Annotated in this window: 15 protein-coding genes, 1 tRNA gene and 1 pseudogene; 8 read left to right on the top strand and 9 right to left on the bottom strand. The window is 68.9% G+C overall.

From position 1 onward, the window contains the following. Positions 1–33: 33 nt before the first annotated feature. The 3 genes from OHA19_RS20585 to OHA19_RS20575 form a co-directional block, all read right to left on the bottom strand. On the bottom strand, positions 34–1,116 hold the full coding sequence (locus tag OHA19_RS20585) for a J domain-containing protein (RefSeq protein ID WP_405714557.1): 1,083 nt from the start codon (positions 1,114–1,116) through the stop codon (positions 34–36). 58 nt (positions 1,117–1,174) lie between these two features. Further along, positions 1,175–2,626, bottom strand: a complete 1,452-nt coding sequence (locus OHA19_RS20580; protein WP_405751078.1) for a DUF2252 domain-containing protein — start codon at positions 2,624–2,626, stop codon at positions 1,175–1,177. A gap of 148 nt (positions 2,627–2,774) precedes the next feature. Beyond that, positions 2,775–3,917 carry a hypothetical protein gene (locus OHA19_RS20575; protein WP_405751075.1) on the bottom strand — a complete coding sequence of 381 codons (1,143 nt, stop codon included), beginning with the start codon at positions 3,915–3,917 and terminating at the stop codon, positions 2,775–2,777. Positions 3,918–4,005: 88 nt separating this feature from the next. Between OHA19_RS20575 and OHA19_RS20570 the strand changes: the two genes are divergently transcribed. Further along, positions 4,006–4,467 carry a MarR family winged helix-turn-helix transcriptional regulator gene (locus OHA19_RS20570; protein ID WP_405714563.1) on the top strand — a complete coding sequence of 154 codons (462 nt, stop codon included), beginning with the start codon at positions 4,006–4,008 and terminating at the stop codon, positions 4,465–4,467. Positions 4,468–4,734: 267 nt separating this feature from the next. Here OHA19_RS20570 and OHA19_RS20565 read toward each other — a convergent pair. Further along, positions 4,735–4,817 (bottom strand) — tRNA-Leu (locus tag OHA19_RS20565). 317 nt (positions 4,818–5,134) lie between these two features. Here OHA19_RS20565 and OHA19_RS20560 point away from each other — a divergent pair. The 7 genes and pseudogenes from OHA19_RS20560 (at position 5,135) to OHA19_RS20530 (ending at position 14,533) form a co-directional block, all read left to right on the top strand. Then, positions 5,135–6,004 (top strand): FhaA domain-containing protein, encoded by an 870-nt coding sequence (locus OHA19_RS20560; RefSeq protein ID WP_405714565.1) that lies wholly within the window; start codon positions 5,135–5,137, stop codon positions 6,002–6,004. 10 nt (positions 6,005–6,014) lie between these two features. After that, complete coding sequence (locus tag OHA19_RS20555) at positions 6,015–6,530, top strand: FHA domain-containing protein (RefSeq protein ID WP_072487556.1); 516 nt, start codon at positions 6,015–6,017, stop codon at positions 6,528–6,530. Between the two features lie 129 nt (positions 6,531–6,659). Then, a complete protein-coding gene (locus OHA19_RS20550; protein ID WP_405751073.1) occupies positions 6,660–8,171 on the top strand; it encodes a Stp1/IreP family PP2C-type Ser/Thr phosphatase in 1,512 nt (503 codons plus the stop codon). Positions 8,172–8,193: 22 nt separating this feature from the next. Further along, positions 8,194–9,603, top strand: a complete 1,410-nt coding sequence (locus tag OHA19_RS20545) for an FtsW/RodA/SpoVE family cell cycle protein (protein ID WP_405714570.1) — start codon at positions 8,194–8,196, stop codon at positions 9,601–9,603. Further along, entirely contained in the window at positions 9,600–11,057 is a 1,458-nt protein-coding gene (locus tag OHA19_RS20540) for a penicillin-binding transpeptidase domain-containing protein (RefSeq protein ID WP_405714572.1), read from the top strand. Before OHA19_RS20545 ends, OHA19_RS20540 begins: the two co-directional genes overlap by 4 nt. A 167-nt stretch (positions 11,058–11,224) precedes the next feature. Continuing rightward, positions 11,225–13,207 carry a Stk1 family PASTA domain-containing Ser/Thr kinase gene (gene pknB / locus OHA19_RS20535; protein ID WP_405751071.1) on the top strand — a complete coding sequence of 661 codons (1,983 nt, stop codon included), beginning with the start codon at positions 11,225–11,227 and terminating at the stop codon, positions 13,205–13,207. An 82-nt stretch (positions 13,208–13,289) separates the two neighbouring features. Continuing rightward, a pseudogene (locus OHA19_RS20530) lies at positions 13,290–14,533 on the top strand (IS30 family transposase). 252 nt (positions 14,534–14,785) lie between these two features. Here the strand turns inward: OHA19_RS20530 and OHA19_RS20525 are convergent. The 5 genes from OHA19_RS20525 to OHA19_RS20505 all read right to left on the bottom strand — a co-directional run bounded on the left by OHA19_RS20525 (position 14,786) and on the right by OHA19_RS20505 (position 18,676). Next, the gene (locus OHA19_RS20525; protein WP_405714576.1) at positions 14,786–15,514 is read right to left on the bottom strand and encodes a class E sortase; all 729 of its coding nucleotides are present in this window, start codon (positions 15,512–15,514) and stop codon (positions 14,786–14,788) included. Positions 15,515–15,541: 27 nt separating this feature from the next. Next, on the bottom strand, positions 15,542–16,858 hold the full coding sequence (locus OHA19_RS20520) for a class E sortase (protein ID WP_405753287.1): 1,317 nt from the start codon (positions 16,856–16,858) through the stop codon (positions 15,542–15,544). Between the two features lie 218 nt (positions 16,859–17,076). Then, positions 17,077–17,715, bottom strand: coding sequence for an aminodeoxychorismate/anthranilate synthase component II (locus OHA19_RS20515; protein ID WP_405751069.1), 639 nt, complete (start codon positions 17,713–17,715; stop codon positions 17,077–17,079). Beyond that, positions 17,712–17,894, bottom strand: a complete 183-nt coding sequence (locus tag OHA19_RS20510; protein WP_266914546.1) for a hypothetical protein — start codon at positions 17,892–17,894, stop codon at positions 17,712–17,714. The genes OHA19_RS20515 and OHA19_RS20510 overlap by 4 nt, the downstream gene beginning before the upstream one ends. A 56-nt stretch (positions 17,895–17,950) precedes the next feature. Continuing rightward, positions 17,951–18,676, bottom strand: coding sequence for a class E sortase (locus tag OHA19_RS20505; protein ID WP_405751067.1), 726 nt, complete (start codon positions 18,674–18,676; stop codon positions 17,951–17,953). Positions 18,677–18,695: the final 19 nt, after the last annotated feature.

Raw genomic sequence — 18,695 nt, 5'->3', positions numbered from 1 at the left:
TCTCGTACGTGCGCGCCAGAGTCACCTGGCACGCTACTGCACCATGCCCGCCAGCTCCGCCTCGCGCTGCGCGACCTCGCCCAGCAGCTGCTCGGCGATCTCGTCGAGCAGCCGGTCCGGATCGTCCGGCGCCATCCGCAGCATGGACCCGATCGCGCTCTCCTCCAGCTCCTGGGCGAGCACCGTCAGAAGCTCCTTGCGCTGGGTCAGCCAGTTCAGCCGGGCGTAGAGCTCCTCGCTCTCGCTGAGCTCCGCCTCCGGGGTCGCCGGACCCGCCGCCCATTCCTGTGCCAGCTCCATCAGGAGCGCCTCGTCCCCCCGCCCGTATGCGGCGTTCACGCGGGCGATGAACTCGTCCCGGCGGGCCCGCTCCGTGTCGTCCTGCGCCAGGTCCGGGTGGGCCTGACGTGCCAGGTCTCGGTAGAGCTTGCGCGCCTCCTCGGTCGGCCGGACCCGTTTGGGCGGCCGGACCGGCTGCTCGGTCAGCATCGCCGCAGCCTCGGGGGAAAGCCCGTCGGAGTCGATCCAGTCGTGGAACAGCTCGTCGACGCCCGGCATCGGCATCACGACCGCCCGGGCCTCCTGCGCCTTGCGGATGTCCTCCGGGTCGCCCGTCCTGGCGGCCCGGACCTCCGCGATCTGCGCATCGAGCTCATCGAGACGAGTGTACATGGGCCCGAGCTTCTGGTGATGCAGCCGGGAGAAGTTCTCGACCTCGACCCGGAAGGTCTCCACCGCGATCTCGAACTCGATCAGCGCCTGCTCCGCCACCCGGACCGCCCTCGCGAGCCGAGCCTCGGGCCGCTCCTCCTCGGCACGGCCATCCGTCCCGCCACCGGCGTACTCGCCCGCTGCCCCATCGGCAGCCCCGTCTCCGGCATGGCCCGCAGCGGCGCCGGAACCACCGTCGGCACCAATCTCCGGACCGGCACCGGTCTCTGGACCAGCAACGGCCTCCGGACCGGCAGCGGCCGGCCGGCCGTGCTGCTCGACCGGCTCGTCCCGGCCCTGCTGCTCAAGCGGCTCGTCCCGGGCGTGCTGCTCGCGCTGCCGGTCGTTGTCCTGCCGGTCATCGTCGTTCCGGGTGGTCGGCACCCCGGCGGCTTCGTGGGTCACCCGTCCAGCGTATGGCCACCGCCCACGTCCCAAGGACGCGCGGTCGGCGCGATACCTCTCAGACGCCCAGCTCGGCGGCTATCCGCCCCGATCCGACGGCCCGCACCAACTCCGCGTGGTCCGCCTCCGTACGGTCCGCGTAGGTCGCCGCGAACGCCGCCACCGCCTCGTCCAGTTCCTCGTTCTTGCCGCAGTAGCCCGCGATCAGCCGCGGATCCGCGCTGTGCGCGTGGGCCCGCGCCAACAGCGCACCGGTCATCCTGCCGTAGTCGTCGACCTGATCGGCCGCCAGCGCCGCCGGATCCACGCTGCCCTTGCGGTTCCTGAACTGCCGTACCTGGAACGCGCGCCCGTCCACCGTCGCCCAGCCCAGCAGGATGTCGCTGACGACCTGCATCCGCTTCTGCCCGAGCACCACTCGGCGCCCCTCGTGCGCCACCTCCGGCACATCGAACCCGACCGCCGGCAAATACGGCGCCAGCACGGAGGGCCGCGCCTCCTTCACCTGGAGCACCAGGGGCTCGCCGCGGTGATCGAGCAGCAGCACCACGTACGACCGGGTGCCGACGCTCCCGGTACCGACCACCCGGAACGCCACGTCGTGGATCGCGTACCGGGCGAGGAGCGGAACCCGGTCCTCCGAGAGCGTGCCCAGATAGTCACCGAGCCCTGCGGCAACTGCGGCGGCCTCCTCGTCCGGTACCCGCCGCAGCACCGGCGGCGCGTCGACGAAACGGCGTCCGCCGTCCCCGGAATCCTCGGTGGACTTGGCCGCGAAGCGGGCGCTGGTGTTGTTGCGGGCCTTCTCCGAGACCCGCTCCAGGGTGCCGAGGAGATCCCGCGCGTCCGTGTGCGAGACCAACTCCTCGTCCGCGATGGCATTCCAGGCGTCGAGCACGGGCAACTTGGCCAGCAAACGCATCGTCCGCCGGTAGGCGCCCACCGTGTCGTACGCGCCCTGCCGGCAGGTGTCCTCATCCGCCCCGGCCTCGCGCCCCGCGAGCACCAGCGAGGTGGCAAGACGCTTCAGGTCCCACTCCCACGGGCCGTACACGGTCTCGTCGAAGTCGTTGAGATCGATGACGAGACTGCCCCTCGCATCGCCGTACAGCCCGAAATTGGCCGCGTGCGCATCGCCGCAGAGCTGGGCCCCCACCCCGCTGACCGGTGTACCGACCAGGTCATGGGCCATCAGCCCGGCCGAGCCGCGCAGAAAGGCAAAGGGCGTGGCCGCCATCCGCCCCACCCGGATCGGGGTGAGAGCGGGCACTCTGCCCCGGCTCGACTCCTTGACCGCCCGCACCGCATCGGGCCGCCCGGCCGGAAGGTCCAGGAAGGCGTGCGAGGCCCTGGGCACCCGCTCCCGCAGCGCCTTGCCCGCCGCCCGCGGCGACTGCGCCGCACCCCCGCCCGCCGCAGCCGCCCGCCGTGCGAATCCGGGCACGACCGGAATCCGCGGCCCCTCTGTCACAGCCCGCTGAACCGGCACCGTCGCTTCGATGTCACCCATGGCGCGCAGCCTCCCCCGCTCTCGCCCTGCGCTTGTGGCCCTACGCCCTGTCGCAGATCAATTGCGACGAAGGTACCGCCGTCGGCCGAAAGCCGTCTGCCCCTGTGGAAAACCCGCCTTGCGGCCTGTGGACAACGATCCGTCCTGGTCAGACGCCAACGGTCTCTTCCATCTCTTCCTCGATCTCCTCCGCGTCGCCGGCCTCGGTCCAGGTTCCGGCCCCGGCCCTGGCGGCATGCCTGGGCCCGTGCGCTCCACCGGCCTCTCCGGAGCCGGCGTCGGCCGCCGCCGTCTCCGCTGCGGCCTTCCGCCGCTTCGACTCGGCCAGCCCCGCCAGACCCATCAGGGCCAGGCCCACCACGAACCAGAGCGCGAGCACCAGCACATGTCCGCCGAGCGCGTGTCCGCCGAAGTACACATGGCTGCGCACGCCCTCGACGAAGCCGGCACCGTTCCAGAAGGAGTGCAGAGAGGAGAAGAAGCCGGGCTGGAGTTCGGGCCGGAAGATACCGCCGGAGCTGGTGAAGTTGAGCATCACGAACAGCACCATCAGGCCGAGCGTCGTCCAGCGCTTGAGGAAGGTGTGGAGTCCGACGCCGATCAGCAGGATGCCCGCGGAGTACAGCCAGGCCATCGCCCACAGGCCACCGAGCCCATGGTCCACGAGGCCGAACAGCGGCCCCGCGAACACCACCCCGATCACGCTCACCACCAGCGACGCGGCGACGGCCAGCGCGGCCCTGATCCGCAGCGCCAGCACGGCACCCGCGCCCCCGATGACCGCGACCGACGCGTAGGAGCCGATGCTCACCGCGACCAGCAGGAAGAAAATGCCCTGGCCGGTCGGATCGCCGTCCGCGGTCGGTGCCGTGTCCGTCACCTTCAGCGGGTCGCCCTGCCCAGCTGCGACCTTGGTGAACACCTTCTCGACCACCGTGGCGCTGGTGTCCGAGGACGCGCTCGCCACGAGCAGCTCGGGATGCTTCCCCGGCAGGTAGGCGCCGTAACTCGCCTGCGTCTTCAGGTGGTCCACCGCCGCGGCCCGGTCGGGAACGGTACGTACGCTCAGCGCCCCGTCGCTCTTGTCCTGCAGCGTCTGCGCGAGCACCTGCGCGCTCGGCCCCGAACCGACCACGTCCACCCGAAGATCGTGCGGCTCCGGGGCGTGGAAGGCCCCGAGATAGGCGAGCCCCATACCGACGCACATCAGCAACGGCGTGACGAAATGGCCCAGCACATGGCGCAGAGCGGCGGCGGTGGAGCCGGTGGCGGCACTCGGGCCTGTGGACATGCGGAACTCCAATAGTTGGCTTTTACAACTCCTAACTCGTTGTACTATACAACTGAAACCCGGAAGCCGCGAAACGGAAGGCGGAACAGTGCCAGGAACCCCGGAAGAACGCGAAGAGTCACTGGACGTCATCCAGCGGGAACTGACCGCCTTCGCGCGCCGCGCGCGAGCCGCGGCGGCCCGACTCCACCCGGAGCTCCCCCTGGTCTCGTACACGCTGCTGGCGCACATCGAAGACCGGCACGGCTGCCGCGCGACGGATCTGGCCGCGCACTACATGCTGGACAAATCGACGGTCAGCCGACAGATCGCCACTCTGGAGAAATTGGGACTGGTCGAGCGCCATCCGGATCCCGACGACCACCGGATCCAGGTACTGCACCCCACCGCGGCCGGAACCCAGGCCCTCGCCTCCACCCAGGCCAGCCGCCGCACGGCCTATCAGGAGCGCCTCGCGGACTGGACGGAGGAAGATCTCGCCCGGTTCGCGGAGTACCTGTTGCGCTACAACTCGGCCGGCGACACCGCCCCACAGGCGCCACGCGCCTGACCCGTCAGCCCCGAGGCACCTCAGGGCACCCCAAACCAGACGTTTCACGTGAAACCAGAATCCGGGAACGAACGGCGCAAGAAATCGCACACACGAACCCCGAACCGAAACCCGCGCCGCCCCTCGGATCGAAAGCCGTACCGACCGGGACCGGGAGCCGTACCGAAAGCCGCACCGACCCCGGACCGAAAACCGCACCAGAACCTGTACCGGACCCCGGGAACGAAGAAGCCCCACAGACCGTTGGCCTGTGGGGCTTCCCTCTTGTGCGCGAGGGGGGATTTGAACCCCCACGTCCCTAAGGACACTGGCACCTGAAGCCAGCGCGTCTGCCGTTCCGCCACTCGCGCAAGAGTGGTGTTTCCAGACTCTCTCTCACCGTTTGGTGCGAGCGCCTGGCGACATCCGGAAGATTAGCACGCTGGACAGGGTGGATTCACATCCGTTGTTTCACCGGCCGACTGAAGGGAAGCGGGAACGCCGAGCGGCCGCCCCCACTCCTCCTGTGTGCACCCCGCGTGCGGGACACTGTGAGGAGGCCGCCTCTACCATCCGTGTGAGAGGTGACACTCATCCACAGGGCAGACAAGGGGAACCAGCCGATTTCCCGACGCGTGGATACGATCAGTAAGCAGTACAGGGACGACTACAACGGAGGAGGTGCCCCATGGGAGTCATGAAGCGTTTCGAGCAGCGTCTCGAAGGTCTGGTCAACGGCACCTTCGCCAAGGTCTTCAAGTCCGAGGTCCAGCCGGTCGAGATCGCGGGAGCCCTCCAGCGCGAGTGCGACAACAACGCGACGATCTGGAACCGCGAGCGGACCGTCGTCCCCAACGACTTCATCGTCGAGCTCAGTACCCCGGACTACGAGCGGCTCAGCCCGTACTCCGGCCAGCTGGGCGACGAACTCTCCGGGCTGGTCCGCGACTACGCCAAGCAGCAGCGGTACACCTTCATGGGCCCCATCAAGGTCCACCTGGAGAAGGCCGACGACCTCGACACCGGGCTCTACCGGGTGCGCAGCCGCACCCTGGCATCGAGTTCGTCACAGCAGGACCCACAAGGCCGCCAAGGACTGCAGGGCCAGCCTCCCCAGCCGGGTCCGGGCCGATCCGCGCAACCCACCGGCGGCTACGGATACCCGCCCAGCTCCGCCCCGCCCATGCCCGCGGCCCCGCCGCCGGGCGCCGGCAGGCCCGGAGCCCCCAGCACCGACCGGCACCCGCCGGCCGGGCCCAGCCCCCTGCCGAACGCGCAGGTGCGACGCTGGATCGAGATCAACGGCACCCGCCATCAGATCTCCCGCCCGACGCTGGTGCTGGGGCGCAGCACCGACGCCGACGTGCGGATCGACGACCCCGGCGTATCCCGTCGGCACTGTGAGATCCGGACCGGAACGCCCTCGACGATCCAGGATCTCGGGTCTACCAACGGCATCGTGGTAGACGGGCAGCACACCACCCGCGCTACGCTCCGCGACGGCTCGCGGATTGTCGTGGGCAGCACCACCATCGTTTACCGGCAAGCCGAAGGGTGAAGCGGGGGCAATGTCAGAGCTGACCCTGACGGTCATGCGGCTAGGTTTCCTGGCTGTTCTGTGGCTGTTCGTCATCGTGGCCGTCCAGGTCATTCGCAGTGACCTGTTCGGAACGCGCGTCACGCAGCGCGGCTCACGCCGCACCGCGAACGACGCGCGGCCTCCACAGGCACGCCAGAATGCTGCGGCGCCGCCGCAGCAACGCCAGCAGCCGGGCCGCCAGCGCCGGGGGGCACCGACAAAGCTGGTCGTCTCCGAGGGCAGCCTCACCGGCACCACGGTGGCGCTCCAGGGGCAGACCATCACGCTGGGCCGGGCGCACGATTCAACGATCGTGCTGGACGACGACTACGCGTCCAGCAGGCATGCCAGGATCTACCCCGACCGTGACGGCCAGTGGATCGTCGAGGATCTCGGGTCCACCAACGGCACGTATCTCGACCGGACCCGACTCACCACCCCGACACCCGTTCCGCTGGGCGCGCCGATCCGGATCGGCAAGACCGTCATCGAGCTGCGGAAGTAATAAGACAATGAGCGAGCGGAGCGAGCGAGTCGCGGCGGTCCGGGCAACGGACCCCGCCCGGCTCCCGACCGGAGGGTGGGCAGTGTGGCTCGAGACCGGCTGTACCCCGAACCGACGGGCGAGGTGCGCATGAGTCTTTCCCTGCGCTTCGCCGCCGGATCGCACAAGGGCATGATCCGGGAAGGCAACGAGGACTCCGGCTACGCCGGGCCACGCCTTCTCGCCATCGCCGACGGCATGGGCGGCCAGGCAGCCGGTGAGGTCGCCAGCTCCGAGGTGATCTCCACGCTCGTCCAGCTCGACGACGACGTCCCGGGCTCGGACATCCTCACCTCGCTCGGTACCGCGGTCCAGCGGGCCAACGACCAACTGCGCATGATGGTCGAGGAGGACCCCCAGCTGGAGGGCATGGGCACCACGCTCACCGCCCTGCTCTGGACCGGCCAGCGCCTCGGCCTCGTCCATGTCGGCGACTCCCGCGCGTACCTGCTGCGCGACGGCGTGCTCACCCAGATCACCCAGGACCACACCTGGGTGCAGCGGCTGGTCGACGAGGGCCGGATCACCGAGGAAGAGGCCACCACCCACCCGCAGCGCGCCCTGCTGATGCGGGCACTGGGCAGTGGCGACCACGTCGAACCCGATCTCTCCATCCGTGAGGTCCGGGTCGGCGACCGCTATCTGATCTGTTCCGACGGGCTGTCCGGCGTCGTCTCGCATCAGACGATGGAAGAGACGCTCGCCAGCTACCAGGGCCCTCAGGAGACCATCCAGGAGCTGATCCAGCTCGCCCTGCGCGGCGGTGGCCCCGACAACATCACGTGCATCGTCGCCGACGTCCTCGACGTCGACAGCAACGACACCCTGGCCGCCCAGTTCAACGACACCCCGGTCATCGTCGGCGCTGTCGCGGAGAACCAGGCCGCACAGATGAGCGACGCCGAGAGCACGGCCGCCATGCAGACCCCCGCCGGACGGGCGGCCGGCCTCGGCCGCCCCGTACCACCGCCCGCAGGGGGCTTCGGCCCGCCCGGAAGCGGCGACGGTGTCGGTGGCGGCTACGGCGGGATGCCCGACGGCTCCTTCGACGCGTACACCGACGACGACTTCATCAAGCCCGGCGGTGGCCGCAAGTGGCTGAAGAGGTCCCTGTACACCGTGCTGGCGCTCGCCGTCGTCGGCGGCGGCCTCTACGGCGGCTACCGCTGGACCCAGAACCAGTTCTACATCGGCGCGAAGAACGAACATGTCGCGCTGTTCCGGGGCGTCAGCCAGGACCTGGCCTGGGTCTCGCTCTCGAAGGTCGAGAAGGACCACCCCGAGATCGAACTCAAGTACCTCCCGCCCTACCAGCGCAAGAAGGTCGAGGCGACCATCGCCGAGGGCAACCTCACCGCAGCCCGCGAGAAAATCGGCGAGCTCTCCGTCCAGGCGTCCGCCTGCAAGAAGAACGCCGAACGACGCGCCGCCGAGAAGGCCAGCGCCGACGAGGGTCAGGCACCGGGTACGGACGCTGCCAAGACATCCAGTGGCGCCAAGACGTCCGATACCGCCAAGCCCAAGCCGACCAAAACTCCCACTCCTGGTCCCAGCCTCTCGGAGGAAGAGACAAAGCTGGTCCCGCAGTGCGGTAAGCAGTAAGCCGTAGGGGGCCTTCAGCACCATGAGCGTTGTCACCAACACGACCACGATCGGCGCGATCGACGCACCGAGCCGTCGCAACACCGAGCTGATGATGATGGGCTTCGCCATCGCCATCTCGGTGTTCGCCTACGCCAACGTCGGGCTAGCCATCGACGGCAAGCTCCCGTCCGGCATGTTCGGATACGGCGCGGGACTCATCCTGCTCGGCGGCGTCGCCCACCTCGTGGTGCGCAAGTTCGCGCCGTACTCGGACCCGCTGCTGCTCCCGCTCGCCACCCTGCTCAACGGCCTGGGCCTGGTGCTGATCTGGCGGCTGGACCAGTCGCAGCGACTGATCCAGCGTGCGGAACTCGCGTACGGCGAATACAGCCCCGACGCCCCCAAGCAGCTGCTCTACTCGGCGATCGGTGTCGCCTTCTTCGTCGCAGTGCTGGTGATCCTCAAGGACCACCGCATCCTCCAGCGCTACACCTACATCTCGATGGCCGTGGCGCTGGTCCTGCTGATCCTGCCGATGTTCTTCCCTGCGGTGAACGGCGCGAAGATCTGGATCAGCCTCGGCCCGTTCACGATCCAGCCAGGAGAGTTCGCCAAGATCCTGATCGCGGTGTTCTTCTCCGGCTACCTCATGGTGAAGCGGGACGCACTGGCGCTGGCCAGCCGCCGCTTCATGGGGATGTACCTCCCGCGCGGACGTGACCTCGGACCGATCATCACCATCTGGGCGCTGTCGATCCTGATCCTGGTCTTCGAGACCGACCTCGGCACCTCGCTGCTGTTCTTCGGCCTCTTCGTCGTGATGCTGTACGTCGCCACCGAGCGGACCAGCTGGATCGTCTTCGGTCTCCTGATGTCCGCGGTGGGCGCGGTCGGTGTGGCCTCCTTCGAGTCGCACGTTCAGGCCCGAGTGAACGCCTGGCTGGACCCGTTCTCCAAAGCGACGATGGCGCAGAGCGACCAGATCGCCCAGTCGCTGATGGCCTTCGGTTCCGGCGGCACGCTCGGCACCGGACTGGGCCAGGGCCACTCGGACCTGATCATGTTCGCGGCCAACGCCGACTTCATCCTCTCCACCGTCGGTGAGGAGCTGGGCCTGGCCGGGATGATGGCCGTCCTGCTGATCTACGGCCTGATCGTCGAGCGGGGCGTCCGCACCGCACTCGCCGCCCGCGACCCCTTCGGCAAGCTGCTCGCCATCGGGCTGTCGGGAGCCTTCGCGATCCAGATCTTCGTGGTCGCCGGCGGTGTCATGGGGCTCATCCCGCTCAGCGGTATGACCATGCCGTTCCTTGCGTACGGTGGTTCGTCCGTGCTGGCCAACTGGGCACTGATCGCGATCCTGATCCGGATCAGCGACACCGCCCGCCGTCCCGCACCTGCGCCCGCACCGTCCCCCGACGCCGAGATGACCCAGGTGGTCCGACCGTGAACAAGCCCCTGCGCCGGATCGCGATCTTCTGCGGCATCCTCATCCTCGCCCTGCTCGTACGGACCAACTACCTGCAGTACGTCCGCGCCGACGAGCTGAACAGTCGCGACGAGAACCGTCGTGTCCGCATCGAGCGTTACGCCCACGAGCGCGGCAACATCATCGTCGACGGCAACCCCGTCACCGGGTCCGTCGAGACCAAGGGCAGCGACTTCAAGTACAAGCGGGTCTGGAAGAACGGCCCCATGTGGGCGCCCGTCACCGGGTACTCCTCGCAGGCGTTCGACGCCTCGCAGTTGGAGAGCCTGGAGGACGGCATCCTCACGGGCAACGACGACCAGCTCTTCTTCGACCGCACCCTCTCGATGTTCACCAACGACAAACAGCAGGGCGGCAACGTCGTCACCACCCTGAACGGCGCCGCGCAGAAGGCCGCGTTCAAGGGGCTCGGCAGCAAGAAAGGCGCCGTCGCCGCGCTCGACCCGCAGACGGGCGCCATCCTCGCCCTGGTGAGCACGCCGTCCTACGACCCTTCGGTCTTCGCAGGCAACTCCGACAAGGACAGCAAGGCCCGGCAGCAGCTCCTGAAGGACAAGGACAAGCCGATGCTCAACCGGGCATTGCGCGAGACCTACCCGCCCGGCTCGACCTTCAAGGTCGTCACCGCCGCCGCGGCCCTGGAGAACGGGCTGTACCAGGGGATCGACGACAAGACGAACTCCCCGCTGCCCTGGCGGCTCCCGCTGACCACCGGCAACCTCGCCAACGAGGGCAACATCCCGTGCGAGAACGCCACGCTCCGGGAAGCGCTGCGGTGGTCCTGCAACACCGTCTTCGGCAAGATCAGCGACGATCTCGGCAACCAGAAGATGATCGACGAGGCCGGCAAGTTCGGCTTCAACAAGGAGATCTTCACCCCGGTACGCGCCGACGCCAGCGTCTACCCCAAGGACAACCGTCCGCAGAACGCCATGGCCGGCATCGGCCAGGCGTCCAACCGCGCGACCCCGCTCCAGATGGCGATGGTCGCCGCGGCCGTGGCCAACGACGGCAAGCTGATGCAGCCGTACATGGTCGCCGAGCGCCAGGCCCCCAACCTGGACGCGATCTACACCCACGAGAAGGAGCAGTTCAGCCAGCCCCTCTCGGGTGAGAACGCGCAGAAGCTCCAGCAGATGATGGAAACCGTCGTCAAGAACGGCACGGGAACCAATGCCCTCATCGATGGCGTCACTGTCGGCGGCAAGACCGGTACCGCCCAGCACGGCCTGAACAACAGTGAGAACCCGTACGCCTGGTTCATCTCGTACGCCAAGACCGACAGCGGCTCCCCGGTCGCCGTCGCCGTGGTCGTCGAGGACAGCCAGGCCAACCGCGACGACATCTCCGGTGGCGGTCTGGCCGCCCCGATCGCGCGGGACGTGATGAAGGCAGTCATCGACAGCAAGAAGTGACGCCCGTCACATCGGGGGCCATATCTGCACATCGGGATACCGGTCAGGTATCAGGTCCGGACTCCGGGCCGATCAGGTAGTGCGCGGCCGGTAGCGTATGCGCGAGCAGCACACCGCCGGACCACACACCGGTGCGGTCGGGACTGACGGAGAGGGCTGGAACTGTTATGGAAGAGCCGCGTCGCCTCGGCGGCCGGTACGAGCTGGGCTCGGTGCTCGGCCGTGGTGGCATGGCCGAGGTCTACCTCGCACACGACACCCGGCTCGGCCGCACCGTAGCCGTGAAGACGCTCCGGGCCGATCTGGCCCGCGATCCGTCCTTCCAGGCCCGGTTCCGCCGTGAGGCCCAGTCCGCCGCCTCGCTCAACCACCCGGCGATCGTCGCCGTCTACGACACCGGCGAGGACTACGTCGACGGGGTCTCCATCCCGTACATCGTGATGGAGTACGTCGACGGGTCGACGCTCAGGGAACTCCTGCACTCCGGCCGCAAGCTGCTGCCCGAGCGCACCCTTGAGATGACCGTCGGCATCCTCCAGGCGCTGGAGTACTCGCACCGCGCCGGCATCGTCCACCGCGACATCAAGCCGGCGAACGTCATGCTGACGCGCACCGGCCAGGTCAAGGTCATGGACTTCGGCATCGCCCGCGCCATGGGCGACTCCGGAATGACGATGACCCAGACCGCCGCCGTCATCGGCACCGCCCAGTACCTCTCCCCGGAGCAGGCCAAGGGCGAGCAGGTCGACGCGCGCTCCGACCTCTACTCGACCGGCTGTCTGCTCTACGAGCTGCTGACGGTGCGACCGCCCTTCATCGGTGACTCACCGGTCGCGGTCGCCTACCAGCACGTACGGGAAGAGCCGCAGAAGCCCAGCAACTTCGACCCCGAGATCACGCCCGAGATGGACGCGATCGTGTTGAAGGCCCTGGTCAAGGACCCCGACTACCGCTACCAGTCGGCCGACGAGATGCGCGCCGACATCGAGGCCTGCCTCGACGGCCAGCCGGTCGCCGCCACCGCGGCGATGGGCGTGGCCGGTTACGGCGGCTACGACGCGTACGGCAACGACCAGCCGACCACCGCGCTGCGCGCCGCGGACCAGAACGGCGCGCCCACGTCCATGCTGCCCCCGGTCAACCCGGACGACGGCGGCCAAGGCTACGACGACCGCCCGGACCGCCGCCGCCAGAAGAAGAGCAACACCTCGACTATCCTGCTGATCGTCGCGGGTGTCCTGGTGCTGATCGGCGCGATCCTGATCGGCCAGTCGGTGTTCAGCGACCGCAACAGCGACGGCGACAAGTTCGATGCGCCGAACATGGTCGGCTCGACGGTGAAGGAAGCCGAGAAGCTCGCGGACAACGCCGGCGTCGTCCTGAAGATCGGCTCGCGCGAACCGTGCGAGGACCAGCCCAAGGGCAAGATCTGCAGCCAGACCCCGACCACCGACGAGACGATGGCGAAGAAGGACACCGTCACGGTCGTCGTCTCCACCGGGGCGCCGAAGGTCGATGTCCCGGCCGTCGTGGAGAAGACCGAGGCGACGGCCCGCAAGGAGCTGGAGGCCAAGGGCTTCACGGTGAACGTCACCGCGGTCGAGTCCGAGAAGACCCCCGGCACGGTCATCAAGCAGAACCCGGACGGCAACACGAAGGCCGAGAAGAACTCCGAAGTCACCATCACGGTCGCCAAGCAGGCCACCCAGAAGGTGCCGAACGTCGCCGACCGGGACTACAACGCCGCCGTGGCCCAGCTCAATGGCTTGGGCTTCACCAACGTCTCCAGGACCGACGTCGATTCGGAGAAGCCGGCGAACCAGGTGATCAGCCAGACACCGCCCGCCGACTCCATGCAGCCGCTGACCACCCAGATCGTGCTGACGGTCTCCAAGGGCCCGCAGCAGCCGGAGCAGACCACGGTTCCGGATCTCCAGGGCAAGACACTCGCGGAGGCGAAGACCCTGCTCGCCGGGGCGGGTCTGCAGCTCGGCCAGGTGCAGGGACCGAACGACGACAAGGCGAGGATCGTCGGCTTCCAGCCCGGCCCGGGCCAGCCGGTCGACAAGAACAGCGCGGTCAACGTCCAGACCATGCCGGGCGGCGGAGACGGCAACATCTTCGGCGGCCCGTCCGGCGGACGGCACTGACCCGGACACACCACGACGAGGGGCCCCGGTCGCCAGTCTTGGGTTCTAGGAGTCGTTGCAACATCCCAGTTCAGGGGATGCGATGGACTTCGGGATCCGCGGTGACCGGACGCCTCAGGGCCCTCGGAAGCTGACCCGGGAACGGGAGGCATACTCCCGTCTCGTGCAGCAGGGCTACAGCAACAAGGAGGCCTGCCGGATCGTCGGGATCGACGAACGGACGGGCCGGAAGTGGCGTAACGGGCGCAAGCCCACCGGGAAACAGAGGAAGGCTCTGCTGCCGCTTCGCGCGGTGGCAGAGCCTTCCGGCTCGTCGCGGTACCTGCACGAGGCCGATCGCATCCACATCGCCGACCGTCTGCGGGAGAAGGCCACCGTGCGGGCGATCGCGGCCGAGCTGGGCCGCAGCCCGTCCACGATCAGCCGCGAGATACGCCGCAACCGGACCGTGGACCCACGTGGCCAGTGGCACTATCGGCCGCACGCCGCCCAGGCCAGGGCGGATGGCCGCCGGCCCCGCCCCAAGCCCGGCAAGATCGGCCGGATGCCCGCACTGCGCGACTTCATCCGGGGGTACCTGGACAGGAAGTGGAGCCCGGAGCAGATCTGTCAGGCTCTGCGGGACACCTTTCCCGACCGGCCGGAGATGCACGTGGTCCACGAGACCGTCTACCAGGCCCTCTACGTCCAGGGCCGGGGCGAGCTTCGCCGCGAGCTGGCCGGTGCTCTGCGCACCGGCCGTGCCCGCCGTATCCCCCACCGCCAGGCTGCCGCCCGCAGACCGCGGTTCGCCGCCCCGATGGTCATGATCAGCGAGCGCCCGGCCGAGGTCGAGGACCGGGCGGTGCCCAGACACTGGGAGGGCGACCTGATCATCGGCAAGAACGGCAGGTCCGCGATCGGAACCCTGGTCGAGCGGGCCACCCGTTACGTGATGCTCCTGCACCTGCCTGGCGACCACGGAGCGAAACCGTCCGGGACGCACCTGTGACCACCGTGAAGACCTTGCCCGCCCATCTGAAGCGGTCCCTGACCTGGGACCAGGGCAGCGAGATGAGCCGACATGGCGAGTTCACCGTCGCCACGGACATCCCGGTCTACTTCTGCGACCCGGCCAGCCCCTGGCAGCGCGGCTCCAACGAGAACACGAACGGCCTGCTGCGGCAGTTCCCGACTTGTATTGGGGCTAACGGTGTCGTGATCGGGTTGGCCGCCCACACCCCCGAACACCTCACCGCCGTCGCCGCCGAACTCAACGGCCGCCCACGCAAAACGCTCGGCTGGGAAACCCCAGCCGAGCGCCTGCATAAACTACTCGCGACTTGATCAAATCAACCACGCGTTGCGACGACCGCTAGAAACCGCCAGTGGCGACCGGGGCCCCTCGTCGTGATCGCCCCCGGCTCGGCACGCCCGCGCCGGGGGCCATGGCCGCCATGCGCCCGCCGGGGCCCGTATTCGCCACGTGCCCGCCGGGATCATGGTCGTCGGCACACCCGCCGGGGACCGTAATCACCGCACGTCCGCGCCAGTGACCGTACTCGCCGCACACCCGCCCGAGGGCTGCGGACCAGGCTGTCAGCGCAGCTCGGCCGGCTTCGTACGGTCCTTGTCCACCTTCTCCGTACGCACCAGCTCGCCCCACACGATGTAGCGGTACTTCGACGTGTAGACCGGCGTGCAGGTCGTCAGCGTGATGTAGCGGCCGGGCTTCTTCGCACCCGAGCCCTTCGGTACCGCCTGCAACACGTCGACGTTGTACTTCGACGTCTCCGGAAGCTCCTTGAAGACTTTGTAGACGTACCAGGTGTCCTTGGTCTCGAAGACGACCGCGTCCCCGGTCTTCACCTTGTCGATGTTGTGGAACTTGGCGCCGTGCCCGTCGCGGTGGGCGGCCAGGGTGAAGTTGCCCTTCTCGTCCCACGGGAGAGCCGACTTCACCGGCTCCGTGTAGTAGCCCGCGATGCCGTTGTTGAGGTTCTTGGTGTCGGTGCCCTTCTTGACCAGCACCTCACCGTTCTTCATCGACGGGACGTGCAGGAAGCCGATGCCGTCCTTCGTGTCCAGCGCGCCCGGTCCGCCCGCCCAGCGGTCGCGGATGGTGTGGCCCTGCTTGGTGGCCTCACGGTCGGCGAGCACGTTCGTCCACCAGAGGGAGTAGACGACGAAGAGTCCGAGCACCAGGCCCGCGGTGATCAGGAGTTCGCCGAAGAGGCTGACCGCCGTCGCGACGGGATGGCGGCCCCCGCGCCGGGGCGGGGGCGCGGACTCACCGGTTCGCTCTTCGTGCTCGGTCCTCGCTGTCACCGCACCCGTCCCTGTCGTGATGATGATTCAGCCCACGAGCGCGTCGGGCTTCCCCTCGCTGCGCGGTCGTTCGTCGACCATCTTGCCCCAGACGATCAAACGGTACGTACTCGTGAATTCCGGCGTACAGGTCGTCAGAGTGATGTACCGGCCCGGCCCTTCGAACCCGGAGCCGCGTGGCACCGGATCGATCACCGAGACGTTGGACGGCGATGTCTGCGGCAGCGTCCTGGCCGTCTTGTACGTGTAGTACGCATCCTGCGTCTCGACCACGATCAGGTCGCCGGGGTTCAGCCGGTTGATGTAGCGGAACGGCTCGCCGTGGGTGTTGCGGTGACCGGCCAGGGCGAAGTTGCCCTGCTTGGCCGAGGGCATCGCGGTGCGGAGCGTGCCCTCGCTGTAGTGGCCGACCATGCCCCGGTCGAGGACCTTCTCCTTGCTGATGCCCTCCGCGATCGGAGCAACCACATCCAGCTTGGGGATGTGGATAATGGCGAATCCCTGCCCCGCTTCGAACACGCCAGGGCTGCGGTCGCCCTTCGCCCAGTCGTCCTGGATCTTGTGCGTCTCCTTGCCGGCGTACTGGCCGGCGCGCACATTCGTCCACCACAGCTGGTAGGTGACGAACAGCAGCATCAGCACGCCGAGCGTGATGAACAGCTCGCCGGTGACGCGGCTGGCCACCACGGCCGGGCTGTCCTTGGCCGCACGTGCCGCGCGCCGTGCCTCCACGCGCGACATCGGCCTGTCGGTCTGCGTGGCGGCCGTCGCCGTCTCCGCCGTCGCCGTCTCCGGCCGCTGATCGGCACGGCGGCGGCCCCGCCCCTTGGCCGCGCGGCGGCGCTCCGCGCGGCCTCCGGTGCGCGGCTCCGCAGCGGTGTCGTCGGAGTCCGGAGCGGGGTTCCGAGTGGCGTTCGGAGCGGGGTTCGGCGCTGAGTCCCGAGCAGGGTCCGGTGCGGAGAACGGAGAAAGGTCCGGTGCGGAGTACGGAGCAGGGTCCGCATCGGGTTCCTCGAGGCTCTCCGCATCGCTCGCGAGATCCGGATCCGGCTGCCGGGTCGGCGCGACCCGGTCGGCCGGGCGACGGGTCTCGGCCGTCCGCAGACCGATCGTCTCGTCGTGGGCCGGGAAGGGAACGGCGAGAGGCTGCGTCAGCGGCTCCGGAGCCGGCTGCGCCACTGGGGCAGGCGCGGGCGCCGGTACGGGCGCCGGTACGGGCGCCTGCTGCCCGTACCAGTCCCGTTCGAACCCCTCGGGGTCGTACCACTCCTGCGGAGCGCCCTGATGGCCCTGGGCGCCGTGTGCCGCCTGCGACCGGGCCGACCCCGGTTGCGTCTGTGCCAGGACGTCCGGGGCACGGTGCTGCCCCTGCCCCGTAGCTGGTTCCTCGGCCGCCCCGGCCGGGGCGTTGCCGGCCCTGAACCACGGCGAGGAGTGCGGCAGCGGATCGTTCAACGGGTCCGCCAGCTGGTCGACCGCCGCCTCGAACGCGCCTGCGGCCCCGTACGCTCCCTGCTCGTACGGGCCGTCCTGATCGGCGTCGTGTCCGGGGCGGAGCTCGGTCACGCGACGGCCTTGCCCACCACCGGCGCGAGTCCCGCCGACCGCGCGACGGCTGCCGTGTCGCCGCACTGTGCCAGCCAGTTGGCCAGCATCAGGTGCCCGTGCTCGGTAAGCACCGACTCCGGATGGAACTGCACGCCCTCCACCGCCAGGTCACGGTGGCGCAGCCCCATGATGATCCCGTCGGCGGTCCGCGCCGTCACCTCCAACTCCGCCGGGACGGTGTCCGGTTCGGCGGCGAGCGAGTGGTAACGGGTCGCGGTGAAGGGGGACGGCAGGCCGGCGAAGACCCCCACGCCCTCGTGGGTCACCTTCGAGGTCTTGCCGTGCAGCAGCTCCGGGGCGCGGTCCACCACGCCGCCGTACGCCACCGCCATCGACTGCATGCCCAGGCAGACCCCGAAGACCGGGACGCCCGTCGCCGCGCAGTGGCGCACCATCTCGACGCAGACGCCCGCCTGCTCCGGGGTGCCGGGACCGGGCGACAGCAGGACGCCGTCGAAGCCGTCCTGGGCGTGTGCCGTGGTCACCTCGTCGTTGCGCAGCACCTCGCATTCGGCGCCGAGCTGGTAGAGGTACTGGACGAGGTTGAAGACAAAGCTGTCGTAGTTGTCCACGACGAGAATGCGGGCACTCACTGGCCGCCCTCCGTCCCGGTCGAGCCGTCGACCGTCACGTCACCGAACGGAAGCAATGGCTCCGCCCAGGGGAAGACGTACTGGAAAAGCGCGTAGACAACGGCCAGTACCAACACGAGCGAGATGAGCGCACGCACCCATGCGTTGCCCGGCAGATGCCGCCAGATCCAGCCGTACATGTTGTCCCCTCCATTCGGTACGAGACCAGACTAAAGGGCGGGGGCAGGAGCGTGGGTCAGCTGTGGAAAGCTGCCGGCTTGCCTTCGGACACGGGCCGGGTGGCGTCGAGGTGGGCCCAGGCGATCAGCCGGTGGCTGCTTCCCCACTCCGGATCGCAGGTGGTCAGCGTCAGATAGCGGCCGTGCCCGTCGAAGCCGGACTTGCGGGGAACCGGGTCGATGACCCCGATGTCGCTCGGCACGGTCCGGTAGGGCGGCTTGTCGATGCGGTACGTGAACCACGTCGTGCCGTCGCTCAGCACCACCGCGTCGCCCGGACGCAGCTTCGGGAAGTCCTTGAACGGGTCCCCGTACGTACGGCGGTGTCCGGCCACCGCGAAATTGCCCGTCGCGCCGAGGCGGGCGGTCCCCGAGTAGTGGCCGAGGCCCTTCTGCAGGGTTCGGACCTCGGTGTTCTCCAGGACGGGCCACTCCCAGTCCTTGCCGAAGCGGGGTATGTACAGCATCGCGAACGGCTTGCCGTCCTGGTAGGCGGCGGGAGCGGGGGGCTGCTTCGGCGCATCCGGTGTCTTCGACGTCCCCGATGCCGGGGAGGACTGCGGCGCGGGTGCGGACACCGTCCCCTGCGCCCACCGGCTGTGCAGGGCATCGATCTGCCCCTCGGTCGCGTCGGCCGCCTTCACCCCGGTCCAGAAAAGCACGTACACCACAAAGAGCACGATCAGGGCACCGGCGGTGATGCAGAGTTCGCTGAACGTCCTGACGATCAGTCGCACCGACACCTGGCCGGCCTCCCCACAG

The organism is Streptomyces sp. NBC_00012, assembly GCF_045040875.1.
Lineage (GTDB): Bacteria > Actinomycetota > Actinomycetes > Streptomycetales > Streptomycetaceae > Streptomyces.
The sequence above is the reverse complement of the archived record's forward strand: the minus strand, read 5'-3'. Positions and strand labels throughout refer to the sequence as shown.